Genomic DNA, 26,146 nt, shown 5'->3' with positions numbered 1-26,146 from the left:
CTGCCTCCGCGTTCCATCGGCTGCGGCGACGTGTTCGATCCGATGTGGTCCGGGTCCACAGCTCCCTCCCCGGCGTAACCCCCGCACACTGATCGTCACCCGCTGTGCCGAAAGTCGCAAGGCAGGCTCCGGTCGCCCGCGGTGGGTGAGGCGGGATCCGCCGTCTTCGGGTCTCATGGGAGCGGAGCAGGGGCCGGACGCCACTGTTCGACGCACCAGCGTCACGGGCCGACTCGATGAGGTGGTTACCGGTGAAGCACTGGCGCGCTCTGATGGTGCTCGGCACGGCCCAGTTCCTGATGGTCCTGGACACCTCCGTGATGAACGTGTCCATCAGCCAGCTGGTCGAGGACTTCGACACCGAGGTCACCGCCATCCAGGCCGTCATCACGCTCTACGCCCTGGTCATGGCGGCCTTCATGGCCACCGGCGGGCGGCTCGGTGACATCCTCGGACGCCGGCGCATGTTCATCATCGGACTGATGGTCTACGGCGTCGGGTCGGCCCTGACCGCCGTGGCTCCCACGCTGTGGGTACTCACGCTCGGCTGGTCGGTGATCGAAGGGCTCGGCGCCGCCATGGTTCTGCCGGCCATGGCGGCCCTCGTGGCGGAGGCCTACACCGGAAAGGACCGGGCCGTCGCCTACGGTGTCATCGGCGGGCTCGCCGGCGCGGGCATCGCGGTCGGACCACTACTGGGCGGCTGGGTGACGACGTACCTCACCTGGCGTCTGGTCTTCGCGGGTGAGGTCGTGGTCGTCATCGCGATGCTCGTCTTCCGCGGGGCGATCGCCGAATCGCCCCGGACCGAGCCCCACCCGAAGCTGGACGGCGTGGGCGCCGCCCTGTCCGCGGCCGGACTGGGGCTGGGTGTGCTCGGTGTGCTCCAGAGCAGTTCCTGGGGATGGGTACAGCCCCGCAACCCTCCTTTCACGATCTTCGGGTTCGCTCCGACGCTGTTCGTCGTCGCCGCAGGCGTGCTCGTCCTGGCCGCCTTCGCCAAGTGGGAGCGCCGCAGGGAGGAGCACGGCACCGACCCCCTGATCCATCTCTCGCTGCTGCACAAACTGCCCCTGCGCTCCGGTCTGCTGACACTGGTCAGCCAGAACCTCATCCTGCTGGGGCTGTTCTTCGCCATCCCGCTGTATCTCCAGGTGGTGCAGGGCTTCGACGCGTTCCAGACGGGACTGCGGCTGCTCCCGGTGTCCGTCACCATGCTGGTGGCCTCCGTACTGGCCTCCCGGCTGGGACGGGTGATGGGGCCCCGCCGTGTGGTCAGGCTGGCCCTTCTGACCCTCCTCGGCGCGATCGCATGGCTGCTGTCCACCATCGACCCGGTCATCGACGACGCCCAGTTCGCCGGAGCCATGGCTCTGCTGGGCGTCGGCATGGGTCTGCTCGCCTCGCAGCTGGGCAACGTGGTGCAGTCCACCGTCGGCGAGGAGGAGCGCAGCGAGGTCGGCGGCCTCCAGTTCACGGCCCAGAATCTGGGCTCCGCGCTCGGTACGGCGCTCATCGGATCGATCCTCATCGGCGCCCTGGCCCAGGCCTTCACCACCCAGGTGGCGAACAATCCGGACCTGTCGGAGGAGGCACGCCAAAAGACGGGCGTCGCTCTGGAGGCGGGCATCAGCTTCGTCTCCACCGACCAGGTGCATACGGCGGCCGAACAAGCCGGCCTGCCGCCGGCCGAAGTAGCCGCTGTCACGGACTCCTACGCAACGGCGCAGCTGAACGGCCTGAAGGCGGCGATCCTCGCGGCCGGCGGCATCACGCTGGCCAGTTTCCTGGTCACGACGCACCTGCCGACCGGGCGGGCGGGCCGGAAGAAGTCCCCTGACAGCGGCGCGCCGGCCGACTCCCTCGGGCAGGCGTGAACGCGCGAGGCGGCGCCTCGGACCCAGGTTCACCTTCTGCGGGTGAGGGCGGGAGACACGGCGCGCCGGATGATCGTAGGGAAGGGCCGTCCGCCTGCCCCAGGCCGCTCGCCGGGGGGAGCCCCACATGCAGTACGAGATCCGCGTCGAGGGACATCTGTCGGAGACGCTTTCCGAGGCGTTCCCGGAGATGGATCACGTGCTGATTTCCGGCCAGACCATCCTGTTCGGCCCGGTCGTCGACGAGGCACATCTGTACGGGCTGCTGGCCCGCTGCCGGTCGCTGGGGCTGCGTGTCGTGGAGATGCGCCAACTGCCGGAGCAGCCATGAGGACGCGGCCGGCGCAGCCATGAGGATCACCCGTCGGGGGTGACCCGCCGGACGCCGGCGCACGGGACTCTGGAGGCCGGGAATCCACCCACCGTCCCGTCGGCGGTCCGGCAGTGGCCCGCTCGACCGCGTGAGGAGGAACCATGACCGAATCGCATGGTTCGGCACCGCCCGCCGGATCGGAACCCGGGCCCGGCGGCCCGGTTTACGGGCCCCCGGGTGACCCCACGGTGCTGCTGGACCGAGTCGGCGCCTCCTGGACCTGGCTCCTCGGCTCGGCCGTCGCGACGCTGGTCCCGGGCATCCTGGTCCTGGTCTGGCCCGAGGAGACCCTGCACATCCTGGCGGTTCTCCTCGGTCTCTATCTGCTCGTGATCGGCCTGTTCCGGTTCGTGTCGGTCTTCGGCCACCGGGAGCAGGGCAACCGGTTCGCCGCACTGCTGATCTCGGTGCTCTATGTACTGGCCGGCGTCCTGTGTCTGCGCAACCCGATGCAGACCATCGCCGCGCTGTCCCTGATCGTCGGCGTCGTCTGGCTCGTGTCCGGCGTGCTGACCGCGTACACGGCCCTTGCGAGCAAGGACCTGCCGCACCGCGGCTTCGTCCTGTGCGGGGCGGCGATCGGCATCATCGCGGGCATCGTCGTGCTGGCGTTGCCGACCGAGTCCGCCCGTGCCCTGACCCGGCTGCTCGGCCTGTGGATGGTGCTGATCGGACTGGTCGAACTGGCCGTGGCCTTCGCCTGGCGGGCCGCCCTGCGCAGGGCGGTCTCGGCCGGGCCACGTGACCCGGCCTCCCCTTACTGAGGCGAGGCCGAGACGGAGGAGGCCGGGCACGCCCTGCCGTACGCACACAGCCGCCCGCGATTCCTCGAGTTGTGCGGAAGGCCGGGCATACTCGTGACTCCCCTGCCTGGGCGCCGGCCGGATCATCCGGCCGGCGCCTCGACGCGCACCCGAATCCGTGGGCCGGCCGATGAGCAGGCTCGTACGGAGCGGACGTAACAAAGGGCATGCCGACATTCATGGCCAGCAGGGTCGACGACCGCGTGCTGGTGGACAGCGCCGTGGCGCCGCCGAGGTTCTTCGAGCGGCTGCGGCGGCACAAGCGGGCCGCTTTCGTCGTCGCCGTGGTCCTGCTGCTGGTCCAGATGGCCTTCGCCATGGTCAGTACGGCCGTGGAGCAGACGCCGACGATCGACGAACCCGTGTACGTGGGCGCGGCGACGGTCTACGTCCAGCAGCACGACCTTCGGTACAACCCCGAGCATCCGCCGCTGGGCAAACTGATCATCGGCAGCGGGCTGCTGTTCGCGCACCCGCACCTCGACCCCGCGTTCAAGGGCGACCAGACGGAGCTCGGGCGGCGTGTGCTGTACGAGTCCGGCAACGATCCCTGGCGGCTGATGTTGTGGGCACGGTTGCCGGTGATCGTCCTGACCCTGCTGTTCGGTCTGGTCGTCCTCGCGTTCGCCCGTGAACTCGCGGGCCGCGTGGGCGCGCTGGTGGCGCTCGCGCTCTACGCGTTCTCGCCCGACGTGATCGCGTACGGCTCGCTGGCCACGCTCGACGTGCCGGCCTCGGGTTTCCTGCTGACTTCGGTGTGGCTGGTGTGGCGGGCCAGGCGGCGGCCGCTCCGGTACCTGCCGCTCGCCGCCGTGGCGCTCGGCGCGGCGGTGGCGACGAAGATGAGCATGCTGCCGGCCGTTCCGGTGCTGCTGCTCCTCGCGGTCGCGTCCGTGTGGCACGCGGGCCGCCCCGCACCCGGCGCGGCGCCGTGGAGCGACACGCGGGCGAAGGCCCGGCTGCTCGGACGGGGTGCGGCGGCCGCCGCGGGCATGGCCGTGGTGGCCCTCGCGGTGGTGTGGGCGACGTATCTCGCCGTCGATCCCCGGCTGCGCTGGACGGCGCCCGCGGACATGCCCGCCGTGCACGGACTGCGCGCACTGCTCATCGGCCACCTGCCCGTGCCCCAGCCGTACCGCGACGGGATGCGGGTCCAGTTCGGCTACGAGAACGCGACCTGGCAGGGCTTCCTCCTCGGCCGTCTCTACCAGGGTTCCCTCTGGTACTACCTGCCGGCCGCGCTGCTGATAAAGACCCCGCTCGGCATGGCGGCACTGTGGACGGCCGGCGCGGTCGCGCTGCTCGCCGTGCGCCGGCTGCGGCCCGCCGCCCCGTACCTCCTGGTCCCTCCGGCGCTGCTGCTGGCTTCGGCGATGACCGGCTCCCGCGATCTCGGCGTGCGCTACGCCGTGTTCATGCCGGTGTTCCTCGCGGTCGCGGCGGGCTGTGCCGTCGTCGTGCGCCGGCGCCGGGCGGTGATCGTCACGGCGGCGCTGGTCCTGTTCGTCGCCGTCAGTTCGCTGCTGACATACCCGTACTACCTGCCGTACTCGAACGAGGCGTTCGGCGGCCCGGAGAAGACCTATCTGCGCCTGCACGACTCGAACGTCGACTGGGGCCAGGATCTCGGCCGCCTGGCCGACCGGCTGAAGGGGCACTACCCGCACGAGAAGGTGTGGTTCGTGTACAAGGGCGCCGGTGTGCCGGCCGCCTACGGCATCGACGCGGCCGATCCGCGCACGGTGCCCGCGGACCGGGTGCACGGGCTGCTCGTCGTGTCCGACACCTCGATCGACAAGGCCGACGCCCCGCTGAAGGCTCTGATCGCCACGAGCCGACGGGTCGAGGAGGTCGGCCACTCGATCACCATCTTCCGCAGACCGTGAGCCGACCCGACGTCACCGTCACCGTCACCGGTCGGGTGTGACGCGACCCGCCATCACTCGTCGGGCGTGAGCAGGTCCAGCACCCGCTCCCACTGGAAATCCTTTCGCCCGCCGTCCTGTTGGACCTCCCCGGCGTACGGGTCACCGAAGCGGACGCCCATCCCGTTCAGCCTCTCGACACTGGCGCGGTAGGCGGGGTGAGCCGCCAACGCCTCGTTCACACAGGGCAGTACGGCGATGGGGACGCCGAGTCCGTATGCCTCGCACAGCGTTCCGAGGGCGAGGGTGTCGGATATGCCCGACGCCCACTTGTTGACGGTGTTGAAGGTGGCCGGTGCGAGGGCCACCGCGTCCGGTGCGGGGAAGGGGCGCGGATCCCCCGGGGCCCGCCAGGCGGAGCGGATCGGGCGGCCGGTCCGCTCCTCGACCGCCGCCGCGTCGAAGAAGCCGAGTCCCTGGGGCGTGGCGATGACGCCGACCTCCCAGCCCCGCTCCTGCGCCGCGGTGATCAACGTGCCGATGTCCTCGGCGATGCCCGCCGCGCACACGACGACGTAGAGGAAGGGCTTCTCGGTGGGTTCGCTCACAGGGGAACCCTATGGAAGATCCGGCCTCGCCACCGAAGGGGGCAGGGCTCCCCTACTCGAGAGGGAAGGTCTCCCCGCATTCCGACTCCGGGCGCGGGCCGAGGATCCGTCGTTCCTTCTCCTCGATCGGAACGTCGTTGATGGAGGCTTCGCGCCGGGTCATCAGACCGTGCTCGTCGAACTCCCACAGTTCGTTGCCGTAGGAGCGCCACCACTGGCCGTCGGCGTCCCGCGACTCGTACTGGAAACGGACGGCGATGCGGTTGCCGTCGAAGGCCCAGAGGTTCTTGCGCAGGGCGTATTCGTGCTCGCGGGCCCACTTGGCCGTGAGCAGCTCGACGATCCGGGCGCGGCCCGTGACAAAGGTGTCCCGGTTGCGCCAGACCGAGTCCTCCGAGTAGGCGAGCGAGACCTTGTGCGGGTCGCGGGTGTTCCAGGCGTCCTCGGCGGCCTGGACCTTCTGGAGGGCGGTCTCGCGGGTGAAGGGCGGCAGGGGCGGACGGTCGCTCATGGGGACTCCTCGGCACACGGATGGAAACGGACACTGATGCGACTCGGACACGGATCTGGATGCGGTTCTGGATGCGGTTGCGGACACTGACACGGGAGGACGGGCGTTCTCCGTCTCTGACAGCCAACGAACGGGGCGGGCACCGAGTTCGGTGGCTTCGGAGAGGACGCCCTGGCTGCCGTCGGGCCGCACGCCGCACGCCCGCGCGCATGGCGTGCGGCGAGCCGGCCGCCCGCCATGCGCACCGAGGCCGAAGAAGTGCCTCAGGCCTGCGTCACCGTGATGGCGCCGACCGGGCACGCCCGTACCGCCTCCCCCAGCATCGGGTCGCCGTCGCCGTCCGCGCGGCCCGGCAGCAGCGCGCTGAATCCGTCGTCGTCCTGGGTGAAGACGCCCGGGGCGGCGAGGGCGCACTGGCCCGCGCCGATGCAGACGTCCTTGTCGATCGCGATGCCGATGTCCATACCCACCAAGCCCCTTACCAGGTCACGGGGAGTTCCAGCATCCCCTGGATCGTGTCTCCGGGCTTGAACGCGATGGCGTCGGCGGGGGCGGCGAGCCGCAGGCCGGGGAACCGGTCGAAGAGCGACAGCAACGCGATCTCCATCTCGGCCCGGGCGAGGTTCTGGCCCAGGCACTGGTGGATGCCGAAGCCGAACGCGACATGGTGCCGGGCCGAGCGGTGCCAGTCCAGGGCGTCGGGCCCGGGGAAGGTGTGCTCGTCACGGTTGATGACGGACGTGGAGAAGACAACGCCCTCGTCTTCGCGGATCGTCGTCCCGGCCACCTCGATGTCCTCGGTCGCGACGCGGAGCAGCCCGTCCGCGATGGACAGGAACCGCAGCAACTCCTCGACGGCGGCGGGCATCAGCGCCGGTTCCGCCCGCAGTTCGGCGAGCCGCTCCGGATGCCTGAGCAGGGTGAAGGTGCCGAGCGAGATCATGTTCGCCGTCGTCTCGTGCCCGGCGACGAGCAGGATGGTCGCCAGCGAGATCAGCTCCTGGCGGTCCGCCCTTCCCTCGCGCAGCTGATCGTGGATGAGTTCGTCGAGGAGTCCGTCCCCGGGATCCTTCTGCTTACGGTCGATCAACGACCCGAAATAGGCGTCCAGTTGGTCGCGGGCGTCCTCGGTGTCGACGGCGGCCGGGCCACGCAGCAGCCGACGGGACTGCGCCTCGAAGAAGTCGTGGTCGCCGTACGGAACACCGAGGAGGGCGCAGATCACCATGGAGGGCACGGGGAGCGCGAAGTCGTTCACCAGCTCGGCCGGCGGGCCCTGTTCGGCCATCCGGTCGAGCAGCCGGTCGACGGTCTCCTGGATGCCGGGGCGCAGCGCGCCGGTCCGCTTGAGGGTGAAACTCGGTACCAGCATGCGGCGTTGGACGTGGTGCTCAGGGTCGTCGACACCGAGCAGCGCGATCCGGCGGTTGCGCGCCGCCGCGAACCGCTCGGTGACCGCCGGGAACGCCCGCAGCGTGCGGTCCGAGGACAGCCGCGGGTCGGCGAGGAGTTCACGGGCGACGGCGTGACCGGTGACCACCCAGACTCCACGTCCGTCGAAGAGGGAGATCCGAGACAGCGGACGCCCCTCACGCAACGGCGCGTAGGCGGCGGGCGGGTGGTAGGGGCACGTTCGGTCCTGCGGGAAGGCGATCGGTGGATCGAGCCGGGCCGCGGCGGACCGGGCCGCGGAGAGCTCTGATGCCGGGGACTGGGTCAGGGGAGTTTCTGTCATGAGTGACCTCACATGCGACGGTTCCCTCTTGCCGATCTTCATTAGATGCCCCAGGCACCTATCCGGCCACGCGAAGTTCGGCCAGATGAGCCGATCGCGCGATCTGGCCGAAGCAGGGCGGGCCCGCTTCCGGTTTTCCCCCGGTTTCCCGCCCCGCCGACGCCCAGCCTGCGCGGTCATGGCTCGAACTCCTCCAGAACACCCTTCCGAAAATCGGTTGCGCAGGCATGTCCGGTGGCCCGAACATCGGCCCATGTCCACGATCGAAGCCTTCCTGCCGCCGACCTCCGCCGCCGTTCGTCCGGTGCGAGTCCAGCAGCAGCCCGGCCGACCGCGGAGGCCCGAGCTTCCCCGGTCGTGACGGCCGCGCTCGTCGCGGGGCTTCTCGCGGGCTATGGCATCGCCATGCCCGTGGGAGCGGTCGCGACCTATCTCGTCTCCCTCACCGCTCGTACGTCCCTGCGGATCGGCGCCTCGGCCGCGCTGGGCGTCGCGACGGCCGACGGACTGTACGCCCTCGTCGCCGCCCTCGGCGGTACGGCGCTCGCCGCCGGGCTCCAGCCGATACTGCTCCCGCTGCGGTGGGCCTCCGTGCTGGTCCTCGCCGCGCTGGCGGTCCGCGGTGCGATCGGCGCGGTCCGCCAGTACCGCGAGCGCCGGCTCGCCGAACGGACCGGCCAGGATCCCCCGCACCCGGCCCGCGCCTACCTGGCGCTGCTGGGGATCACCCTGCTCAACCCCACCACGGTCGTCTACTTCGCCGCGCTGGTGCTCGGCAGCCGTACGGCCGAGGCGGTACGTCCCCTGGAGCAGGGGGTGTTCGTCCTCGCCGCGTTCGCCGCGTCCGCGAGCTGGCAGCTCCTGATCGCCGGGGGCGGCGCACTGCTCGGCCGAACCCTGACGGGCCACCGGGGACGGCTGGTGACGGGGCTCGCGTCGAGCGGCCTGATCATGCTGCTGGCCGTACGGGTCCTGATGGCCGCGCCATGAGAGCACGAGGTCTGTCGCAGGTGTGCGCCCGATCTCCCGGTACACCTCACCGGGGGATCGGCCCGGCGCGGAAAGCCACGCGGGGCGGCGGTGCGGAAGATTCACGTCCGCACTGGTGTTGAATCGTCCCGAGACACGACCAGTCCGACGCGACGATGGGACGGAAGTCATGCCACTTGAGGGCGAGTACGAGCCCAGCCCCACGCAGTGGGTGCGGGACCAGGTGGAGTTGTACGAGGGTTCCGGTGGGACCAAGGGAACGACACTGATGGACACCGGCATGCCCGTCATCATTCTCACGACACGCGGTGCCAAGAGCGGCAAGATCCGCAAGACCCCGCTGATGCGCGTCGAGCACGACGGACGCTACGCGGTGGTGGCGTCGCTCGGTGGTGCTCCCAAGCATCCGGTCTGGTACTTCAACATCACGTCCGATCCTCACGTCGAGCTCCAGGACGGGCCCGTGCGCAAGAAGTTCACGGCCCGGGAGATCACCGGCGAGGAGAAGGCCCAGTGGTGGGAGCGCGCGGTCGCCGCGTATCCCCCGTACGCCGACTATCAGAAGAAGACCGACCGGGAGATCCCCGTCTTCGTACTGGAGCCGACCGGCTGACTCCGGCCCACTCTCAGGGAACACCCACGCGGGGAAGGGGCCCGTACCGGCACGCGCACCGGTACGGGCCCCTTCCCTGTGCGCGGGCCGGACGGCACGTCCGGTACACCGGGCGGCGCCGGACACTCCCGGATTCGGCGGTGCCGATGTGCATGAAGCGTCGGACGTCGGGCATTCGCGTGTCAGGCCCCGCCGCGTTCCCCCGTCGCGGCGGGGTTTCCTGCTGTCGCGTCGCGGGCCCCCGCCCGGTCGCTCGCCCCCGTCTCGCCGCGGCGCGCGGCCGCTCGCGCCGCCCGGGCGTCGGTCACGTCGAGGAAGATCTGGTCGGCCTCGGGGAAGGTGTGGGCGACCGAGCGTTTGATGCGGACGGCGACCTCCTCGACCTCCTCGCTGTCGAGCCCGGGAACCAGATCGATCCGGGCGGCCACCAAGGTCGAGTCGAGGCCCAGCTCCATGGTCAGCAGCGCCTCGACGCTGTCGATCTCGGGCTGCGCCTTCAGCAGTTCGCGGATCCGGCCGCTCTGCTCCTCGTCGACGGCCCGCCCGATGAGCTGTTCGCGCGCGTCCCGGCCGAGCCAGAAGGCGATGCACACGAGCAGCAGCCCGATGGCGAAGGAGGCGGAGGCCTCCCACACGACCTGGCCCGTGACCATGTGGAGCACCATGCCGACGATCGCGAGGCTCACGCCGAGCACCGCCGTACCGTCCTCGGCGACGACGGTACGCAGGGCGGGGTCCCGCATGCCGCCGGCACCGCCCTGACCGCGTACCTGGTGCAGCGCCCGCAACAGCGAGCCGCCCTCGGCGAGCAGGGCGACAACGAGCACCGCGATGCCCACCATGTAGCCCCCGAAGGATTCGTCGGCGCCGTTGCGGAGCGCCTCGAAGCCCTGGAAGAACGAGAAGCAGCCGCCCATGACGAAGATGCCGACGGCCGCGAGCAGGGACCAGAAGAACCGTTCCTTGCCGTAGCCGAACGGATGCCTGCGGTCGGCGGGGCGGCGACTGCGGCGGAGCGCGGCCAGCAGGAACACCTCGTTCATGCTGTCCGCCACGGAGTGCGCGGCCTCCGAGAGCAGCGCGGGCGATCCCGCGATCAGTCCGCCCACGGCCTTGGCCACGGCGATCAGCAGGTTCGCGCCCAGTGCCACGATCACGGTGACCCTGGTCCTGCTGTCCGAGCCGTCCTCCTTCTGCCGATTCCGCCGATTCCGCCGATCCTGCTGCTTCCGGCGCGTCGAATGGTCGCGATCCGTCGATTCCTTCGTTTCTTCACCGCTCACACCGGCCGGTTTCCCCTGGCCCTCCACCTCACACCGCGCCGGCCGACAGAATCGGACCGAGGGGTAGGGGTGCCGCACATCGGGCACCCGTACCCGGTGGGAGGAGGCCGGCGCACGCCCGCGGCCTCGGGAGCGGAGAAGGAGCCTCAGATGTCCAAGAAGCAGAAGAAGCGCCAGCTGTCCCTGGCCTACAAGCCGATCGGCTTCGTGCTGAGCTGGGCCGGAGGCTCCCTCGCCGGACTCGCCTTCCAGAAGACCTGGATGGCGATACGTCGCGAGGAAGACGCTCCCGACGCCCTGGACAAGAACCGCGGCTGGGGCGAGGTGCTGCTCGCCGCCGCCCTCCAGGGCGCGATCTTCGCCGTCGTGCGCAGCGCGGTGGACCGCTCGGGCGCGAAGGCCATCGAACGCTCCACCGGCGTGTGGCCCTCCCCCGACAAGTCCGGCCGCGACTGAGCCCCGCTCGGCGGAGACTCCGGGCCGGTTCCGGGGAGGAGCCCGGCCGGTTTCCGGCGGAGACCCCCGGCCGGTTCCGGCGGCGGGCCGGTCAGCCCTGTTTGGGGGCCGTCGACCGTACGCAGCGCAGGGTGAAGGAGTGTCCGGCCGGGTCGGCGTAGCCACGTTCCTCGTACGGGCCGGACGCGTCCTTGGTGTCGAGCGGCCGGCCGCCCAGGCCGACCACCACGAGCTCCACCTGGTCGAGGTCGTCCACGTGGAAGTCGATGTGGGCCTGGAAGGCGTTCTCGGGACGCGGCCAGCTGGGCGGTGTGACATTCCCGTCACGGCGGAAGGCCATCCGCATCCCGTCGGTGCCCTTGATCTCGACGCGGTTCGCGCTCGCGTCCGTCTCCTCGGCGTCGAGCAGTTCCTTGTAGAAGGCGGCGAGCTTCTCGGGCTCGGCGCAGTCCAGCACCACGACGGCTGCCGTGACCAGTGCCATGTTTCCTCCGTGAGGGGTTCCGGGACGACGGGCGGCGTCGGGCCGCCACTGCCCTGTCGTCCCGGGTTACCCGGCTCGGGGAATTCAGTCGGCCACCAGCCATTCACCGTCCCGCATGAGGTCGCGGCCGGAGATCTCGTTTGCCTCGCGCCAGGCCTGCACGCGCTGTGGCGTGACACTGAAGTACTGGTAATGGGTGGTGAGTCGGCGCGGGTCGAAGCCGGTCCTGGTGGCGAACGCGTCGCCGGTTCCGTCCGGCAGTTCGTCGGCTTCGAGTGTCCGGACGGTGCCGTCGATCATGACCACGTCACGGGTCGGCCCGATCCCGAGCCGTACGGCGCCGGTCGCCCGCAGGTTGCGGCCCGTGGGACTGGCTGCGGGGGTGGCCAGCAGCACGGTCGTCCCGTCCCAGAGGTAGGACAGCGGGACCAGATAGGGCGTTCCGCCGGCGCTGTCGGCGGTCGACACCCAGGCGTCGACATCGCTCTCCAGCCGGTTGAGGGTGTCCTGCTTGCGCTGCTTCTGGGTGCGTGCGGGCGGGTTCATCTGCGGACAGCCTCCTGGTCGACGGCGTACGGCGGCACACGTGCGATAAGGGCGAGCAAGTCGCTCCGCCGGGTTTGACGGCCGAGCGTGCCTCAGTGTGACGGGCCGGGTGGGCGCTGTGGGGTTCCCTTCGCGTCCCCGCCGCCGGTGATCTCCGTGAGCCGGGCCGCCGCCGCGCTCAGCAGCAGGTCGAGCGCCGTCGGATAGGCGCTGCGTCCCATGTCGAGCACGAGGTGGCGGGCCGTCGCCGCGATGTTCGGGTGGCTGTCCACGGGCAGCCGGGCGTACGTCGCCCGCCACACGCCGGCCTCGGCGTCCCGTGCGGCCCGGGGCAGGGCGACGCTCGCGGCGTCCAGGGCCGCGAACGCGAGCGCCTGGTCGACGAAGGCGTGGTAGATCCGTACGGCCTCGGGATCGGGGAATCCCGCGCCGCGGAGCACGCCGATGATCGTCTCCACCGCCGCGATCTCGTGGACCCGGCCGGTCACCCGGTAGGAGCTGAGCACGGCGGCCTGCGGATGGGCGAGGGAACCGGAGTGCACGCGCAGGCCGAGGTCCCTGAGGTCGGCACGCCAGTCCCCCGTGGGGTGCCAGGTCCGCAGCGTCCGGCCGATGAGCTCGTCGGCGATGGCCAGCAGCAGGTCGTCGGTGTCGCGGAAGTAGCGGTACAGGGCGCTGGGGTCGGCGCCGAGGGCGAGGCCGAGGCGGCGGACGGTGAGCGCGTCGGCGCCGTGTTCCTTGAGCAGACGCAGGGCGGTCTCGACGATCAGCTCCTCGGAGAGGACGACGCCGGACTTGGTGGGGCGTCTGCGCCGCCGGGCGGCGGGTGGGACGACGCGGTCGTTCGTGGACGTCATGGGTCTCCCTCCGGTGCGGGCACCTTATGACAACAGCGTTGACCTGTTAAGGCCCCGGGCAGTTTCATTCCGGTCATCGGGCCGGAATCAGGCCCCGGGTGCGATCGGAGCAGGCCATGACGCAGAAGCCGTACGGTGTGGATCCCCCGTCCTTGCGCAAGACGCTCGGCGTCATGGACGGTGTCGCCATCGCCGCCTCCAGTACGGCGGCGACGACCAGCATCGGCATCGGTCTCGGGGTGACCGCCGGGGTGGTCGGGCTGCATCTGCCCGCGATCATGCTGCTGGCCTTTCTGCCGATCCTCGGGATCGCGGGCGCCTTCTCCCGGCTGAACCGGGTCGAGCCGAACGCCGGCAACGGCTATGTGTGGGTGGGCCGTTCGCTCAGTCCCTGGCTCGGGTTCCTGGTCGGCTGGGTGAGCATCGTGGCCACCGTGGCGTTCCTCGCGTACACCACGGCGGTGACCGGTTCGGCGATGATCCAGCTCGCCGGCGAGGCGGGCCTGCACACGGTGGCGGGCCTGGTGCTCGATCCTGGCTCGACCGCCCAGACCACGGCCGTGGGAGTCGTCGTCCTCGTCGCCGTCACCCTCACTGCGGTGACGGGCGTCAGGAGCGCGGCACGGCTCCAGGGCGGGCTGCTGGTCTTCGAGTACGTCGTCCTGCTGGGCTTCTGCGGATACGGCATCGTCGCCGGACCGCACCCCTTCAGCCTGAGCTGGTTCGACCCGTTCCAGATCCCGTCGGCGACGGCGCTGGCGCAGGGGCTGCTGCTGTCGGTGTTCTGCTACTGGGGCTTCGAGGCGGCGTTCAGCGTGAACGAGGAGGTGCGCGATCCGCGGGACGCCTCGCGGGCCGGGACCATCACGCTGGTGACCATGCTGGGACTCTTCCTGCTCGGTTCGGTGGCCTTCCAACGCGTGCTGTCCGAGGGCGAGTTGGCCGGGCACGGCGCCGAGGGGCTGGCCTTCCTCGGAAACCGGCTCGCCGACCAGCCGCTGGCCGCGCTGCCCCTGGTGGCGCTGATGTTCTCGGCCGTCGCCTCGCTGCAGGCGGGGGTGATCCCGACGGCGCGCGGGATGTTCGCGATGAGCCGGGACCGTACGCTCGGGCCCGTGTGGTCCAGGGTCAGTGCCCGGTACGGAACCCCGGCGATCGGCACACTGCTGATCGGCGCGATGGCCGTGGTCGTGGCCACGCTGTCCCTGGTGATCCCCCGGCTCGCCGACATGATCATGGCGACGGTCAACGCCGTCGGGATCGTGGTGGCGCTGTCGTACGCGCTCATCGCCCTCGCGGCGGCGGCCCGGTTCCGCGGGCTGCTCCGCGAGAACTGGCGGGAGGGGATACGCGCGGTCGTCCTGCCCACGCTGAGCGCCCTGGCACTGCTCGGCCTCGGCGGCTATCTGGCCTGGTCGTTCTACACCTCGACCGACCACTTCGAGGTCAGCGCGGACAACGGCTGGTTCCTGCTGCTCGCCCCCACCGTCATGATCGCATCGGGCTTCCTGGCCGGCGCATGGGCCAAGTGGGTCCGCAGATCCCCGTACTTCACCACGGGACGGGGAACCGACGCCGACGCCCCCCAGCTCCTGGCCACCCCCAGCTGAAGCGACCGAGGACTTCTGGCCACTCCGACCAAGGAAACGGAACCATGCACGCTGACCTTCTCTTCACCGGCGGCCCGGTGTTCACCCCCGAGGGCCGCGCCGCGACCGCGGTGGCCGTCACCGGCGAGCGGATCACCGCCGTCGGGAACTCCGAGGTCCATGAACTGATCGGCCCTGGCACCGAGGTCGTCGACCTGGCCGGGCGGCTCCTGCTGCCCGGGTTCCAGGACGCGCACGTCCACCCGGTCCCGGCGGGTCTGGAACTCACCCAGTGCGATCTCACCGGCGCGAAGACGGCCGAAGACACCGTGGCCGCTGTCCGCGCGTACGCCGAGGCCCACCCCGAGCGGGAGTGGATCACCGGCGGCGGCTGGTCCATGGAGGCCTTCGCGGGCGGTACGCCGACCAGGGAGCTGCTGGACGCGGTCGTACCGGACCGGCCGGTGTATCTGCCCAACCGGGACCATCACGGCGCCTGGGTCAACAGCCGCGCCCTCGAACTCGCCGGTGTCACCCGGGACACGCCCGACCCGGTCGACGGGCGGTTCGAGCGGGACGCGTCGGGTGAGCCGACCGGCATGCTGCAGGAAGGGGCCATGCAGTCCGTGGGCCGGCTCACCCCCGCGGCCACGCCCGCCGACCGGCTCGCCGCACTGCTGCACGCCCAGCGGCATCTGCACGCGCTCGGCATCACCGCCTGGCAGGACGCGATCGTCGGCACCTTCCTGGGCATGGAGGATCCGTCCGAGGCGTACCTGACGGCGGCCCGGGACGGTTCGCTGACCGCGCGGGTGGTCGGCGCCCTGTGGTGGGACCGGGCGCGCGGCGCCGAGCAGATCCCCGAACTCGTGGAGCGCAGGGCCGCGTTGGAGCACGGCAGGTTCCGGGCGACCAGCGTCAAACTGATGCTGGACGGTGTCGCCGAGAACGGCACCGCCTCGCTGCTCGACCCCTATCTCGACAAGTGCGGCTGCGCCACGGCCAATCGGGGCAAGAGCTTCATCGACCCGGCTCATCTGCCCGCCTATGTCACCGAGTTGGACGCGCTCGGGTTCCAGTGCCATTTCCACGCGCTCGGCGACGGGGCCGTACGCCACGCCCTGGACGCCGTGGAGGCGGCGCGGAAGACGAACGGGCCGAGCGACACCCGTCCGCATCTGGCGCATCTCCAGGTCGTGCACCCCGACGACGTGCCCCGCTTCGCGCTGCTCGGCGCCACGGCGAACATCCAGCCGCTGTGGGCCGCCCACGAACCGCAGATGGACGAGCTGACCATCCCCTTCCTCGGGCCCGAACGGGCCGCCTGGCAGTACCCGTTCGGGTCTCTGCTGCGCTCCGGCGCGCGACTGGCGGCGGGCAGCGACTGGCCGGTCAGCAGCCCCGACCCGCTCCAGGGCATCCATGTCGCGGTCAACCGGGTGAGCCCGGACGAGCCGGGTCCGGTGTTCCTGCCGGCCGAACGCATCGACCTGGCGGCTGCGTTGACGGCGTACACCGCGGGAACGGCGTACGCGAACCATCTCGACGACACCGGGAGCGTGCGGGCGGGTGCCCTGGCGGATCTCGTCGTCCTGGACCGCGACCCCTTCGCGGGACCGCCGGAGGCGATCAAGGAGACCGGGGTCGCGCTCACCTATGTCGGAGGGGAGCGCGTGTACGCGGCGCCGGACGCCTGACCTACCGCACCGCCGCCTCGACACTTCTTGGACAGTCGTCCAGCTATAGTGGACACCTGTCCAAGAAATGCCGAGGCGAATCGGAGCCTGCCGACGATGGATACGGTCGCGAACGTGCTGGTGGGCCTGGTGGCCGCACTGCACGCGTACATCCTGGTGCTGGAGATGTTCCTGTGGGAGAAGAAGCCGGGGCGGGGGCTTCATGGATTCGACGCGCCCATGGCGCGGGCGACCGCGCCGCTCGCCGCGAACCAGGGGCTCTACAACGGGTTCCTGGCCGCGGGCCTGGTGTGGGGGCTGATCGCGGCGGAACCCACCGGCCATGACGTGCAGGTCTTCTTCCTCTGCTGTGTCGTGGTCGCGGGTGTGTACGGATCGGTCACCGCGAACCGCCGCATCCTCTTCGCACAGGCCCTGCCGGGCGCGCTCGCCCTGGCCGCCGTCCTGCTCGCCGGATGACGCCCGACGACCCGCGCGCCGCCCGGACCCGCGCGCGGCTGCGGCAGGCGCTGCTGGAGGAGTGCGCCGAGCATCCGCTCGAGGAGATCGGCGTGGCCGCGCTGGTGCGGCGGGCCGGGGTCGGCCGGGCCACCTTCTACGTGCACTACGCCGATCTGGAGGCGCTGGCGGTCGACGCGTGCGCCGATGTCGTACGGGAGGCCGTGGAGGCGCTGCACGCCTGGCGCGGCCGCCCCGATCCGGTGTCCGCGCCACCGGCCCTGCGCGCCTTCTTCACCGAACTCGCCCCGCACACCGGTCTGTACCGGGTGTTGCTGAGTCCGGGCGGCGGCGGCCCGCTGGGTCGCGTACTCCACCACGACCTGCGGGCCCGCAGCCTGGCCGAGCGCACCCTCGCGGGCGCGCCGGACGCCCCGCTCGTCGCCTCCGCGGTGGCCGCCACCTTCGCGGGCGTCCTCGCGGACTGGCTGCACGGCCTGCTGGACGGCAGCCCGGAGACGGTCGCGGACCAGGTCTGGCAACTGCTCGTCGCCCTGCACATGAGCCGGTGACGCCTCAGGTCAGGGGCCACTGAGGCCGGGCCCCTGAGTCGGCGACAAGCCTTCCGGGAGCCATGAGCCGGGATGCCCGGTTCCATGAGCCGGCTGCCGGGACGCCTGCCCGGATCGACGGCCCCTCACATGCACCCGAGACCCGACCTCGCCGCAGGCCATGCCTCCACCCCGTCGGAAGTGCGGACGTACGCCGTCGACTTGTCCGGCGCCAGCCAGAGGTGCCAGTCGCGGTAGTGGTAGCCGGTGTCCCGCGCGCCGGCGGGCATGCGGACGTCTCCGTCGTACTCGGCCGTGAGCGACTCGTTCCCGAAGAGCCCGCGCGGATCGCGCACGTAGTGCCGGGAGTCGCGGCCGCTGCCCAGGTCGAGGAAGTGCGCGCTCTGCCAGTCGCAGTGCTCGCCGCCGGCCGCACTGCTCACCTTCGTGGTCGGCACGCGGTGGCCTTCCCGGTCCTCCCAGATCTCGTATCCCTTCGACTCGGTGTAGCTCGCCGGAAGCTCCGAAGGGTCACACGACGCGCTGGTCTCCAGGCCCCAACCCGGGCGCTGCGGCTGGTCCTTGGCGACGACGACGGCGACCTTGGTCCGGCCCTTGACGTCGAAGGAGAAGAGGACGCGGTCGTCTGCGCGGCGCTCCACCCGATAGCCGTAATCCGGCACCTCGGGCTGGTAGATGTCGAAGTACGCGTTCAACCCCTCCTCGGGGGTCGAACCGCCGTCTCCCTTGCTCCACGCGTCGCCCGCGTCGCCCGCGTGGATCGAGCCGTCGCACTCCAGTGCCCGGCCGGCCGCACCCGAAGCCTCGTCGGCCTCCCGGTCACCGCCGTCCGCGCTCTCCTTGAACGGCAGGTCCAACCGCCCGGCGTACGGACTGGCGGGCGGCGTGCCCTTGACCACCAGGCCGTCGCGGTTCCCCCCGCCGCACCCCACCGCCGCGAACCCCACCAGCACCACCGCCACGATCCCCTTGCGCATCTCCACCCCTGTTCCGCCGACCTTCGTTCGTCCTCCTACGACGCACGGGTGCCGGCGTTCGTTCGGTGGTCTGCGCGCGTGGTGGGGACGGGAGTCGCTTGACCTGGTGCGGCCGAGAGTCCGGTCGTCAGCGCGCGGTCTGGAAGGTGCGCCGGTACGTCTGCGGCGAGACGCCGATCGTCGCCTGCAGATGCTGGCGCAGCGAGGCGCCCGTGGCGAAGCCGACCTCGCCCGCGATCCGGTCCACCGACAGGTCGCTGGCCTCCAGCAGATGGCGGGCCCGGGCGACCCGCTGCTGGACGATCCAGCGGCCGGGGCTCATGCCCACCTCGTCGTTGAAGCGGCGGGCGAAGGTGCGCAGGCTCATTCCGGCGTGGGCGGCGAGATCGGTCAGGGCCAGCGGGTCGCCGAGGCGGGTCAGCGCCCAGTCGCGGGTGGCGGCCGTGCTCGCCGTCGAGGGCTCCGGTACGGGCTGCTCGATGTACTGGGCCTGGCCGCCCTCGCGCAGCGGCGGGACCACGCAGCGCCGGGCCACCCGGTTGGCCAGTTCGCTGCCGTGGTCGCGGCGCACGATGTGCAGGCAGATGTCGATACCGGAGGCGGCACCGGCCGAGGTGAGGATCTCGCCGTCGTCGACGAACAGGACGTCGGGGTCCAGCTCCACCCGCGGGAACATGCGGCGGAACAGGTCCGACACGTGCCAGTGCGTGGTCGCCCGGCGTCCGTCCAGCAGCCCGGCGGCGGCCAGGACGAAGGCACCCGTGCAGATGGAGACGACGCGAGTGCCCGGCCGGATGAACGCGAGGGCGGCGGCGACCTCCTCGGAGAGGGCGCCGGTGACCCGGTCCGGGGTGACGGCCGCGATGACCACAGTGTCCGCCGCGCCCAGGGCCTCGGGACCGTGGTCGACGACGATGGAGAAGTCCGCGTCGGTGCGGACCGGTCCTCCGTCGACGGTGCAGGTCACCACCTCGTAGCGGCCTTCCGCCGCGCCGAAGATCCGGCTGGGCATGCCCAGCTCGAAGGGGTAGACGCCGTCGAGCGCCAGGACCACGACCCGCTCCACATGCTGCATGGCACGATCCTATCGAAGGTTGACCATTCTGCCATTTCCCCAGAGAGGACGCCCGGGCAGGCTGGTTCACCATGAACACTGTGAACACGATGCGAGCCATCAGCCAGAACGTCCTCGGCGGTCCCGAGGTTCTTGAGGAAGTGACCCTGGAGCGGCCCGCGCCCCGGCCGAACGAGATCCTGGTCCGGGTACGGGCCGCCGGGGTCAACCCGACCGACTGGAAGCACCGCGCGACCGGAGGATTCCTCGGCGAGCCGCCCTTCGTCCTCGGCTGGGACGTCTCCGGCGTGGTCGAGGCGACCGGGATCGGCGTCGCCCACGTCCAGCCCGGGGACGAGGTCTTCGGCATGCTGCCCTACCCCTTCGGGCACGGATCGCACGCCGAGTACGTGACCGGTCCGGCGCGCGCCTTCACCCACAAGCCGTCGGTGCTCGACCACACACAGGCCGCCGCGCTCCCGCTGGTCTCCCTGACCGCGTGGCAGGCGCTGACCGAACGCGCCGACGTACGGCCTGGGCAGCGGGTGCTGATCCACGCGGCGGCCGGCGGGGTCGGCCATGTGGCCGTGCAGATCGCGAAGGCCCTAGGCGCGTACGTGATCGGCACCGCCAGCGCGGGCAAGCACGACTTCCTGCGGTCCCTCGGCGTGGACGAGCCGATCGACTACACGGACGTCGATTTCACCGAGGCCGTGCGCGATGTCGACGTCGTACTGGACACGATCGGCGGCGAGACCGGAATGCGCTCACTGCGCGTGCTGCGCCCAGGTGGCGTGGTCGTCTCCATCCTGCCGGTCGGGCCCGACACCTTCTACGACGAGGCCGAGCGGCTCGGGGTCCGGGCGGTGCGGATGCTGGTCGACGCCGACCAGACCGGGATGCGGGCGGTCGCGGACCTCGTCGAGAAGGGCGCGCTGCGTCCCACGATCGCCGAGACCTTCCCGCTCGCCGATGCCGCCAAGGCGCACGCCCTGGGCGACACCGGCCGGACCGCGGGCAAGCTCGTCCTGGTGGTCGACTGACGGATGGGGCCGACGCGCACAGATGGCCAACTCGCCGCGCACAGCGAAGACATATGTCAATCGAACATGCTGGAATTCACTTCAACGAGGGTAACTTGCAGAACAAGGAACGGTTTTGCATCCACCGGCGCCCCGGGTCGTGTTCAGTGATCACTTGACGTGTCGTCGCCCCGGCCCCCGGTGACCCTGCCCTCCCGCCTTCGGGAGCAGGCCAACAGCCGGCTGGAGGTGATGTCCGCGTGGCGAGCGACCCCACACCGTTCACCAGGCATCTGCGCATCCATCATGACCACGGTCATGTGGTGCTGGAGTTGCACGGGGAGATCGACCTGCTCGCCACGACGGAGATCACCCCGCTCCTGGACGCGGTGACCTCGGACCCCGCACCGCAGGTCGTGATCGACCTGCGGTGCGTCGAGTTCTTCGACTGCTCGGGTCTGCGTCTGCTGTACCGCGCGAGGCGTCGCGTCCTCGACCGGGGCGGTCGGCTGCACCTGGTCTGCGCCCATCCGCTGACACTCCGCATGTTCCGGCTCACCGGGCTCTCACGGATCCTGCCGCCCTCCGCCTCGCTGGAGGAGGCGCTGAGTCGCCCGGAGGCCACTTCGGACCTGTCCTGAGAGCCCCGCGAACCGCCTCCGCCATGATCGCCCGGACAGACCCTAGGGCCGGATCTTCGTGACCTGCCCGGCACCGACCGTCCTGCCGCCCTCGCGGATGGCGAACTTCAGCCCTTCCTCCATCGCGATCGGCTGGATCAACTGCACCTCCATGGTGGTGTTGTCGCCCGGCATGACCATCTCCGTCCCACGGGGCAGGGTCACGACCCCGGTCACGTCCGTCGTACGGAAGTAGAACTGCGGACGGTAGTTGTCGAAGAACGGTGTGTGCCGGCCGCCCTCGTCCTTGGAGAGGATGTAGGCGCGCGCCTCGAACCGGGTGTGCGGGGTCACCGAACCCGGCTTGATGACGACCTGCCCCCGCTCCACGTCCTCGCGCTTCACTCCCCGCAGCAGCAGTCCTACGTTCTCGCCCGCCCGGCCCTCGTCGAGGAGTTTGCGGAACATCTCGACGCCGGTCACCGTGGTGCGTGTCTTCTGCTCGTGGATGCCGATGATCTCGACCTCGCTGTTCACCTTCAGCACCCCGCGCTCGATCCGGCCGGTGACGACCGTGCCGCGGCCGGTGATGGTGAAGACGTCCTCGATCGGCAGCAGGAACGGCCGGTCCACATCACGCACCGGTTCCGGCACGAACGCGTCGACGGCCGCGAGGAGTTCGAGGATCGTCGCGCTCCACTTCGGATCGCCCTCCAGCGCCTTCAGCGCGGAGACCCGGACGACCGGGACGTCGTCGCCCGGAAACTCGTACTCGCTGAGCAGTTCGCGCACTTCGAGCTCGACGAGTTCCAGGATCTCCTCGTCGTCCACCATGTCCGTCTTGTTGAGCGCGACCACGATGTACGGGACGCCGACCTGCCGGGCCAGCAGGACGTGCTCCTTGGTCTGCGGCATCGGACCGTCGGTCGCCGCGACCACGAGAATCGCGCCGTCCATCTGCGCCGCCCCCGTGATCATGTTCTTGATGTAGTCCGCGTGACCGGGGCAGTCCACGTGGGCGTAGTGCCGGTTCTCCGTCTGGTACTCGACATGGGCGATCGAGATCGTGATCCCGCGCTGCCGCTCCTCGGGCGCCTTGTCGATCTGGTCGAACGGTGTGAACGGGTTCAGATCGGGGAAGCGGTCGTGCAGCACCTTGGTGACGGCCGCCGTCAGCGTCGTCTTGCCGTGGTCGATGTGCCCGATGGTGCCGATGTTCACATGCGGCTTGGTCCGCTCGAATTTCGCCTTGGCCACTGCGAGCCCTCCTGATCACCTGGGTGACGCCGAGCGTTGCTCCGCGGCTTCCCGGCCGGGCACGGCAGCCGCTCCGGATGACCGAGCGGTGGGGAGGGAAGTTCCGCTCCCTCCTGTCTATTCGTTCCGCGGCGCGTCGAACAGGGCGCTGACCGACTCACCGTTGTGAATGCGCCGCACCGCTTCCGCGAGCGCCGGGGCGATGGACAGCACGCTCAGCTTCTCCGTGTGCTCCTCCACCGGGATCGGCACGGTGTTCGTGCAGACGATCTCCAGTACGTCGGGCTGCTCGCTGAGCCGTTTGAGCGCGCCCGCCGCGAACAGCCCGTGGGTGCAGGCGACCCGGATCGACCTGGGCCCCAACTCGCGCAGCCGCTCCAGGAGTTCGAGGACCGTGCTGCCCTTGGCGATCTCGTCGTCCAGCACGATGACATCGCGTCCGGAGATCTCACCGATGACGGAGCTGATGCTCACGCGGTCGTCGGCGAACCGCTGCTTGGCACCGGCGGCCACCTGGGCCCCGATCAGCCGCGCGAAAGCCGCGGCCTCCTTCGCGTTGCCGAGATCGGGCGAGACCACCGTGGTACGGGACAGGTCGTTGGCCCGGAAGTGCGCGGCCAGCTCCCGCAGGGCGTGCAGATGGTCGACCGGCACCGAGAAGAAGCCGTGTACCTGCGGGGAGTGCAACGTCATCGCGAGGACACGGCTGGCACCGGCCGCCACCAGCAGATCCGCCACGAGTCGGCCGCCCATGGAGATCCGCGGCATGTCCTTCTTGTCCGAACGTGCGTACGAATAATGGGGCATGACCACGGTGATCCGCCCGGCGGAGGCACCGCGCGCCGCGTCGCACATCATCAGCAGCTCGACGAGATGCTCCTGCACCGGAGTGACCAACGGCTGCACCAGGAAGACGTCACGCTCGCGGCAGTTGGCCTGGAGCTGGACCTCCAGGCAGTCATTGGCGAACCGGCTCACACGGGTCGGGCTGAGAGGCACACCGAGATGCGCGCAGAGCTCGGCCGCGAGCTCGGGATGGGCACTACCGCTGAACACAGCGATGTCACGCACGACCGCTCCTCGCATGATCGAACCGGGTTGCGTCGCCGATTGGCAAGATCGACCCGGAGTGCGTACCTCATGCTACTGGGCACCTTTCGGGCCTTCGACCGGGGGAAACCAGTTGCGGACCACCGCCCTGGTCGCGCCGTGATGTCCCGACCAGCACCCCCTCACGAGGTGCGCCCCTCGATCACGGGAGCCCTGCGGCGGCTCGGCCTGCCCACCCTGGTCCTCGTCAACAAGATCGACCGAGTGGGAGCGCGCCAAGAGGACCTCCTCGACGACATCCGGCGCCTCCTCACGCCGCACGCGATCCCGCTCTCGCGAGTGACGGACATCGGCACCCCGGCAGCCCGCGTGCTGTCGCGCCCCCTCGACGACCTCGCGGCCGGCACCCTCGCCGAGGTCGACACGGGCGTCCTGGCCGCCCTCGCGTACGGTCCGCCGCCGACCCAGGACGAGCTGTGGACCGCGCTCACGGCACGTACCGGCGACGGCTCGGTCCACCCGGTCTGCTTCGGGTCGGCAATCGGCGGCCAGGGCGTCGCCGCGCCGGCCGAGGGGCCGACCCGGCCGGTCCCCCGCCCACTCTCCCCCGCCGACGCCGCACCGCGCGGCACGGTCTTCGCCGTACGGACCGCACCGGGCAGCGAGCGTACGGCCCATCTGCGGTTGTACGAGGGTGAGATGACGTACCGTCAACAACGGTTCCTCGTACGCCGCGAGGCAGGACGAGGAACGCAAGACCCGCGGGTGCCCGCGCCGCCAGGATCACCCCCCGTCAACGCCTCGCGTGTACGGACCCGACACTGGTTCCGCCCCCTGCGGGGATCATCCCTCGGCACCCCGGCCACGATGCCGGCCATCGGCCCTGCCTGACGCCTGACGACCGCTCTCCAGCCACATCCGTCTTGCCTGCCGAATATCGTCGATCCCATTTGGCGGAGGCCCGTATCCCCCTACCCTGAACCAGTGTTGCCGCAGGAATGTCGCGCCATTTGCTGCGGTACGGGGGGAGGGGTGCATGCCACAGAGACAGTCGGTGGTACTTACACCGCGGGAGCAGATCCTGCGGAAGGTCGTCAGGGTCCTCGCGGATGCCGCCGCGCTGAGAGACAGTCAGGGCCGGCTCCAGTGGCGCCGTGAGTTGTTCGAGCTCTTGGACGGCGACGAGTGGGACGAGTTCGCCACCGCGCAGCAGGAGTTCGTGGAGGCCACTCGTTTCTGTGCGAGACAAGTCGGTGGCCTTGACGCACTCGTGGAGGCAACCTCCCTTGTGGCGCCGGCAACCCGGCATCGCCTGGCGCCACTTGCGGAAGAGGTCCACGCCATGGACTTCTACGTCGGCCGGGACTGGGCAGCCCTGCGTGCCGCTCTTCAGCTTCCGGTGCACGAACTCAACGCGACGGTCGCCCTGATCATGGGTGACAGGATCCGGCTGCCCGCGTACTGCGACACCGCCTGGCGCGCGTTTGTCCATCTGTCCGGCTGCAGTGCCCAGCCGGGCACGGTGCTGGTTCCCGGCATGGTGCTCCTTGAGCATCTCGCGCTGCATCCGGATCTGGCCTCATCCGTCGGGGAGTTCTACGCGTGGAACGACCATTTCGCCGGCATGTGGGGCGTAAATGATCTTGAAGGGGGTCTGCGCGAGTTACGGGAGTCCTTGAGTGCGCAAGGCTCCCTCGCCGACGTGTTCCATTCGCGCGCGCCCAAACCGGCCGGGCTGTCTCTGGAGAAGCTGCCCGAGTCGGCGACACGTCCTGTGATCAGGATGTACATCAAACTGGCGCCGGACCTTGCCCCCGCGGAGAGCAGCGGAAGGCGGAACGTCCGCAGAGGGAACCGCTACTGGATCTCTGCCCGCGTGAGGTATGCCGAGTCCGCCGGTCTCCACCACGAGGACGAAGGTGAAGGGCTGGAGCCGGTACCGCGGTCGCAGCTCCCGGTCGCGGTGGCCACGCTGCTCACGCGCATGGCCACCCTGTGGCGGGATCGCGCCGAGGACGTTGTCCTGGAATTCTTCCTTCCGACGGAACTGCTCAACGAGCCGGTGGAGTGGTGGGACCGGGATCCCACGCGCCCCTACCCCAACCCTCTGTTCAGCAAGTACCCGGAGATCTTCTTGCACAGCCTTGAGCGTCTGCAGCGCCGGGATCTCCATCATGGGTGGCGCCTTCGCTGGGCCCGGTGGAAGAACGATCCGAACAGCGCCGGCGTCCATTGGTGCGAACCGGAGGAGGGTCGCAGCGTAGGCGATCACCTGGAGCTCCTGGACGCACAGATCGGTCAACAGGACGACGTCGTCGCCATGGTCTTGAGCGAACCCCCACTGCCACGCAATGCCGCCGGAGTGGGAGAACTCCGCATCGGGCTGGACTTGGGTGTCCCGGTCTTCATCCACCACCGGGAAAGCGTGACAGAGGAGTTCCGCAGCGTGGTGAGGGAAGGGCTAGCCGAAGGCGGTCTGGCCAAGCTTCCCACTTATGCCCGACAGTGGAAGGGAAGTTCCGCAGCTCGCGGAAATAGCGTTCCGAACGGCCTGGTTCGGCACATGAGCGTGATCTGGGACGACCCCGAACAGCTGCTGGACGGCGGGGCAAGTGCACCTGCCTCATTCGTGGGGGGTATCGAATGAGCGGACCCGACAGGAACTTACGCTCTTCCGGTGGCACCGCGCCCAACGGACTGCTCTACAGCGGCACCGGCGTCCCACCTGCCGGAGAGACGCCCTACGAGGAACGACAGTGGCCACCGGGCCCGCGCTGGCGGACCTTTGACGGAGGGCCCGAACAGCCGCAGCCGCCTGATGACGCAGAGGCAGATCGGCGCCTGGGCCCCGCGGAAGCCGTCAGGCGTC

The 26,146-nt window shown here is 70.4% G+C and carries 27 protein-coding genes; 15 read left to right on the top strand and 12 right to left on the bottom strand.

What is annotated here, in order from left to right:
- Positions 1 to 251 precede the first annotated feature (251 nt).
- The 4 genes from N4G66_RS29455 (at position 252) to N4G66_RS29440 (ending at position 4,939) form a co-directional block, all read left to right on the top strand.
- Entirely contained in the window at positions 252 to 1,877 is a 1,626-nt protein-coding gene (locus N4G66_RS29455; protein WP_261707286.1) for an MFS transporter, read from the top strand.
- 127 nt (positions 1,878 to 2,004) lie between these two features.
- Complete coding sequence (locus tag N4G66_RS29450; protein WP_261707285.1) at positions 2,005 to 2,208, top strand: hypothetical protein; 204 nt, start codon at positions 2,005 to 2,007, stop codon at positions 2,206 to 2,208.
- Between the two features lie 143 nt (positions 2,209 to 2,351).
- Positions 2,352 to 3,014, top strand: coding sequence for an HdeD family acid-resistance protein (locus tag N4G66_RS29445; protein ID WP_261707284.1), 663 nt, complete (start codon positions 2,352 to 2,354; stop codon positions 3,012 to 3,014).
- Positions 3,015 to 3,232: 218 nt separating this feature from the next.
- Positions 3,233 to 4,939, top strand: a complete 1,707-nt coding sequence (locus tag N4G66_RS29440) for an ArnT family glycosyltransferase (RefSeq protein WP_261707283.1) — start codon at positions 3,233 to 3,235, stop codon at positions 4,937 to 4,939.
- 53 nt (positions 4,940 to 4,992) lie between these two features.
- Here N4G66_RS29440 and N4G66_RS29435 read toward each other — a convergent pair whose 3' ends face one another.
- From N4G66_RS29435 to N4G66_RS29420, 4 genes are all read right to left on the bottom strand, one after another.
- Positions 4,993 to 5,526, bottom strand: coding sequence for a flavoprotein (locus tag N4G66_RS29435; protein WP_261707282.1), 534 nt, complete (start codon positions 5,524 to 5,526; stop codon positions 4,993 to 4,995).
- 52 nt (positions 5,527 to 5,578) lie between these two features.
- The gene (locus N4G66_RS29430; RefSeq protein ID WP_261707281.1) at positions 5,579 to 6,037 is read right to left on the bottom strand and encodes a nuclear transport factor 2 family protein; all 459 of its coding nucleotides are present in this window, start codon (positions 6,035 to 6,037) and stop codon (positions 5,579 to 5,581) included.
- A 263-nt stretch (positions 6,038 to 6,300) separates the two neighbouring features.
- Complete coding sequence (locus N4G66_RS29425; protein WP_261707318.1) at positions 6,301 to 6,495, bottom strand: ferredoxin; 195 nt, start codon at positions 6,493 to 6,495, stop codon at positions 6,301 to 6,303.
- A 20-nt stretch (positions 6,496 to 6,515) separates the two neighbouring features.
- On the bottom strand, positions 6,516 to 7,772 hold the full coding sequence (locus tag N4G66_RS29420; RefSeq protein WP_261707280.1) for a cytochrome P450: 1,257 nt from the start codon (positions 7,770 to 7,772) through the stop codon (positions 6,516 to 6,518).
- Positions 7,773 to 8,129: 357 nt separating this feature from the next.
- On the opposite strand from N4G66_RS29420, the gene N4G66_RS29415 reads away from it, so the two are divergent.
- Entirely contained in the window at positions 8,130 to 8,762 is a 633-nt protein-coding gene (locus tag N4G66_RS29415; protein ID WP_261707279.1) for a LysE family transporter, read from the top strand.
- A 169-nt stretch (positions 8,763 to 8,931) separates the two neighbouring features.
- Positions 8,932 to 9,375: a nitroreductase family deazaflavin-dependent oxidoreductase gene (locus tag N4G66_RS29410; RefSeq protein WP_261707278.1), complete on the top strand. Its 444-nt coding sequence runs from the start codon at positions 8,932 to 8,934 to the stop codon at positions 9,373 to 9,375.
- Positions 9,376 to 9,557: 182 nt separating this feature from the next.
- Here the strand turns inward: N4G66_RS29410 and N4G66_RS29405 are convergent, their stop codons facing one another.
- On the bottom strand, positions 9,558 to 10,685 hold the full coding sequence (locus N4G66_RS29405; protein WP_391858904.1) for a cation diffusion facilitator family transporter: 1,128 nt from the start codon (positions 10,683 to 10,685) through the stop codon (positions 9,558 to 9,560).
- A gap of 123 nt (positions 10,686 to 10,808) precedes the next feature.
- Between N4G66_RS29405 and N4G66_RS29400 the strand changes: the two genes are divergently transcribed.
- Positions 10,809 to 11,114: a DUF4235 domain-containing protein gene (locus N4G66_RS29400; RefSeq protein WP_261707276.1), complete on the top strand. Its 306-nt coding sequence runs from the start codon at positions 10,809 to 10,811 to the stop codon at positions 11,112 to 11,114.
- A 91-nt stretch (positions 11,115 to 11,205) separates the two neighbouring features.
- On the opposite strand, the gene N4G66_RS29395 is transcribed toward N4G66_RS29400, so the two are convergent.
- The 3 genes from N4G66_RS29395 to N4G66_RS29385 all read right to left on the bottom strand — a co-directional run bounded on the left by N4G66_RS29395 (position 11,206) and on the right by N4G66_RS29385 (position 13,001).
- Positions 11,206 to 11,598, bottom strand: a complete 393-nt coding sequence (locus tag N4G66_RS29395) for a VOC family protein (protein WP_261707275.1) — start codon at positions 11,596 to 11,598, stop codon at positions 11,206 to 11,208.
- Positions 11,599 to 11,682: 84 nt separating this feature from the next.
- The gene (locus tag N4G66_RS29390; protein WP_261707274.1) at positions 11,683 to 12,144 is read right to left on the bottom strand and encodes a pyridoxamine 5'-phosphate oxidase family protein; all 462 of its coding nucleotides are present in this window, start codon (positions 12,142 to 12,144) and stop codon (positions 11,683 to 11,685) included.
- Between the two features lie 92 nt (positions 12,145 to 12,236).
- Positions 12,237 to 13,001, bottom strand: coding sequence for a TetR/AcrR family transcriptional regulator (locus N4G66_RS29385; RefSeq protein WP_261707273.1), 765 nt, complete (start codon positions 12,999 to 13,001; stop codon positions 12,237 to 12,239).
- A 116-nt stretch (positions 13,002 to 13,117) separates the two neighbouring features.
- Between N4G66_RS29385 and N4G66_RS29380 the strand changes: the two genes are divergently transcribed.
- The 4 genes from N4G66_RS29380 to N4G66_RS29365 all read left to right on the top strand — a co-directional run bounded on the left by N4G66_RS29380 (position 13,118) and on the right by N4G66_RS29365 (position 17,297).
- Positions 13,118 to 14,611, top strand: a complete 1,494-nt coding sequence (locus N4G66_RS29380) for an APC family permease (protein ID WP_261707272.1) — start codon at positions 13,118 to 13,120, stop codon at positions 14,609 to 14,611.
- A gap of 44 nt (positions 14,612 to 14,655) precedes the next feature.
- Positions 14,656 to 16,287 (top strand): amidohydrolase, encoded by a 1,632-nt coding sequence (locus N4G66_RS29375; protein WP_261707271.1) that lies wholly within the window; start codon positions 14,656 to 14,658, stop codon positions 16,285 to 16,287.
- Between the two features lie 96 nt (positions 16,288 to 16,383).
- Positions 16,384 to 16,746, top strand: coding sequence for a DUF1304 domain-containing protein (locus tag N4G66_RS29370; protein WP_261707270.1), 363 nt, complete (start codon positions 16,384 to 16,386; stop codon positions 16,744 to 16,746).
- Entirely contained in the window at positions 16,743 to 17,297 is a 555-nt protein-coding gene (locus N4G66_RS29365) for a TetR/AcrR family transcriptional regulator (RefSeq protein ID WP_261707269.1), read from the top strand. Before N4G66_RS29370 ends, N4G66_RS29365 begins: the two co-directional genes overlap by 4 nt.
- A 125-nt stretch (positions 17,298 to 17,422) precedes the next feature.
- Here the strand turns inward: N4G66_RS29365 and N4G66_RS29360 are convergent, their stop codons facing one another.
- Together N4G66_RS29360 and N4G66_RS29355 are read right to left on the bottom strand one after the other, a co-directional pair.
- Positions 17,423 to 18,274 (bottom strand): hypothetical protein, encoded by an 852-nt coding sequence (locus N4G66_RS29360; protein ID WP_261707268.1) that lies wholly within the window; start codon positions 18,272 to 18,274, stop codon positions 17,423 to 17,425.
- Between the two features lie 127 nt (positions 18,275 to 18,401).
- Entirely contained in the window at positions 18,402 to 19,349 is a 948-nt protein-coding gene (locus N4G66_RS29355) for a GlxA family transcriptional regulator (protein ID WP_261707267.1), read from the bottom strand.
- A gap of 71 nt (positions 19,350 to 19,420) precedes the next feature.
- Between N4G66_RS29355 and N4G66_RS29350 the strand changes: the two genes are divergently transcribed.
- Together N4G66_RS29350 and N4G66_RS29345 are read left to right on the top strand one after the other, a co-directional pair.
- Entirely contained in the window at positions 19,421 to 20,371 is a 951-nt protein-coding gene (locus N4G66_RS29350) for an NADP-dependent oxidoreductase (RefSeq protein WP_261707266.1), read from the top strand.
- Between the two features lie 239 nt (positions 20,372 to 20,610).
- The gene (locus N4G66_RS29345; RefSeq protein WP_261707265.1) at positions 20,611 to 20,991 is read left to right on the top strand and encodes an anti-sigma factor antagonist; all 381 of its coding nucleotides are present in this window, start codon (positions 20,611 to 20,613) and stop codon (positions 20,989 to 20,991) included.
- A 42-nt stretch (positions 20,992 to 21,033) separates the two neighbouring features.
- Here the strand turns inward: N4G66_RS29345 and tuf are convergent, their stop codons facing one another.
- A complete protein-coding gene (gene tuf / locus N4G66_RS29340; protein WP_261707264.1) occupies positions 21,034 to 22,227 on the bottom strand; it encodes an elongation factor Tu in 1,194 nt (397 codons plus the stop codon).
- Positions 22,228 to 22,344: 117 nt separating this feature from the next.
- Positions 22,345 to 23,298: a ribose-phosphate diphosphokinase gene (locus tag N4G66_RS29335; RefSeq protein WP_261707263.1), complete on the bottom strand. Its 954-nt coding sequence runs from the start codon at positions 23,296 to 23,298 to the stop codon at positions 22,345 to 22,347.
- 168 nt (positions 23,299 to 23,466) lie between these two features.
- Here N4G66_RS29335 and N4G66_RS29330 point away from each other — a divergent pair, with 168 nt between their 5' ends.
- Both N4G66_RS29330 and N4G66_RS29325 read left to right on the top strand, forming a co-directional pair.
- On the top strand, positions 23,467 to 24,168 hold the full coding sequence (locus tag N4G66_RS29330; RefSeq protein WP_261707262.1) for a hypothetical protein: 702 nt from the start codon (positions 23,467 to 23,469) through the stop codon (positions 24,166 to 24,168).
- Positions 24,169 to 24,313: 145 nt separating this feature from the next.
- On the top strand, positions 24,314 to 25,924 hold the full coding sequence (locus N4G66_RS29325; RefSeq protein WP_261707261.1) for a VMAP-C domain-containing protein: 1,611 nt from the start codon (positions 24,314 to 24,316) through the stop codon (positions 25,922 to 25,924).
- The last annotated feature ends 222 nt before the right edge of the window (positions 25,925 to 26,146 follow it).

The sequence above is a fragment of the Streptomyces rhizosphaerihabitans genome (assembly GCF_025399795.1).
GTDB lineage: Bacteria > Actinomycetota > Actinomycetes > Streptomycetales > Streptomycetaceae > Streptomyces > Streptomyces rhizosphaerihabitans.
Note: the sequence above shows the minus strand (reverse complement) of the source record. Positions and strands in the feature narration are given on the sequence as shown.

Bases quoted from the DNA above. Each gene is read 5' to 3' on its own strand.
- N4G66_RS29355 (WP_261707267.1), bottom strand. From the start codon at position 19,349: ATGCAGCATGTGGAGCGGGTCGTGGTCCTGGCGCTCGACGGCGTCTAC.
- N4G66_RS29360 (WP_261707268.1), bottom strand. From the start codon at position 18,274: ATGCGCAAGGGGATCGTGGCGGTGGTGCTGGTGGGGTTCGCGGCGGTG.
- N4G66_RS29385 (WP_261707273.1), bottom strand. From the start codon at position 13,001: ATGACGTCCACGAACGACCGCGTCGTCCCACCCGCCGCCCGGCGGCGC.
- N4G66_RS29365 (WP_261707269.1), top strand. From the start codon at position 16,743: ATGACGCCCGACGACCCGCGCGCCGCCCGGACCCGCGCGCGGCTGCGG.
- N4G66_RS29440 (WP_261707283.1), top strand. From the start codon at position 3,233: ATGGCCAGCAGGGTCGACGACCGCGTGCTGGTGGACAGCGCCGTGGCG.
- N4G66_RS29410 (WP_261707278.1), top strand. From the start codon at position 8,932: ATGCCACTTGAGGGCGAGTACGAGCCCAGCCCCACGCAGTGGGTGCGG.
- N4G66_RS29430 (WP_261707281.1), bottom strand. From the start codon at position 6,037: ATGAGCGACCGTCCGCCCCTGCCGCCCTTCACCCGCGAGACCGCCCTC.
- N4G66_RS29370 (WP_261707270.1), top strand. From the start codon at position 16,384: ATGGATACGGTCGCGAACGTGCTGGTGGGCCTGGTGGCCGCACTGCAC.
- N4G66_RS29400 (WP_261707276.1), top strand. From the start codon at position 10,809: ATGTCCAAGAAGCAGAAGAAGCGCCAGCTGTCCCTGGCCTACAAGCCG.
- N4G66_RS29390 (WP_261707274.1), bottom strand. From the start codon at position 12,144: ATGAACCCGCCCGCACGCACCCAGAAGCAGCGCAAGCAGGACACCCTC.
- N4G66_RS29395 (WP_261707275.1), bottom strand. From the start codon at position 11,598: ATGGCACTGGTCACGGCAGCCGTCGTGGTGCTGGACTGCGCCGAGCCC.
- N4G66_RS29350 (WP_261707266.1), top strand. From the start codon at position 19,421: ATGAACACTGTGAACACGATGCGAGCCATCAGCCAGAACGTCCTCGGC.
- N4G66_RS29325 (WP_261707261.1), top strand. From the start codon at position 24,314: ATGCCACAGAGACAGTCGGTGGTACTTACACCGCGGGAGCAGATCCTG.
- N4G66_RS29450 (WP_261707285.1), top strand. From the start codon at position 2,005: ATGCAGTACGAGATCCGCGTCGAGGGACATCTGTCGGAGACGCTTTCC.
- N4G66_RS29420 (WP_261707280.1), bottom strand. From the start codon at position 7,772: ATGACAGAAACTCCCCTGACCCAGTCCCCGGCATCAGAGCTCTCCGCG.
- N4G66_RS29375 (WP_261707271.1), top strand. From the start codon at position 14,656: ATGCACGCTGACCTTCTCTTCACCGGCGGCCCGGTGTTCACCCCCGAG.
- N4G66_RS29445 (WP_261707284.1), top strand. From the start codon at position 2,352: ATGACCGAATCGCATGGTTCGGCACCGCCCGCCGGATCGGAACCCGGG.
- N4G66_RS29380 (WP_261707272.1), top strand. From the start codon at position 13,118: ATGACGCAGAAGCCGTACGGTGTGGATCCCCCGTCCTTGCGCAAGACG.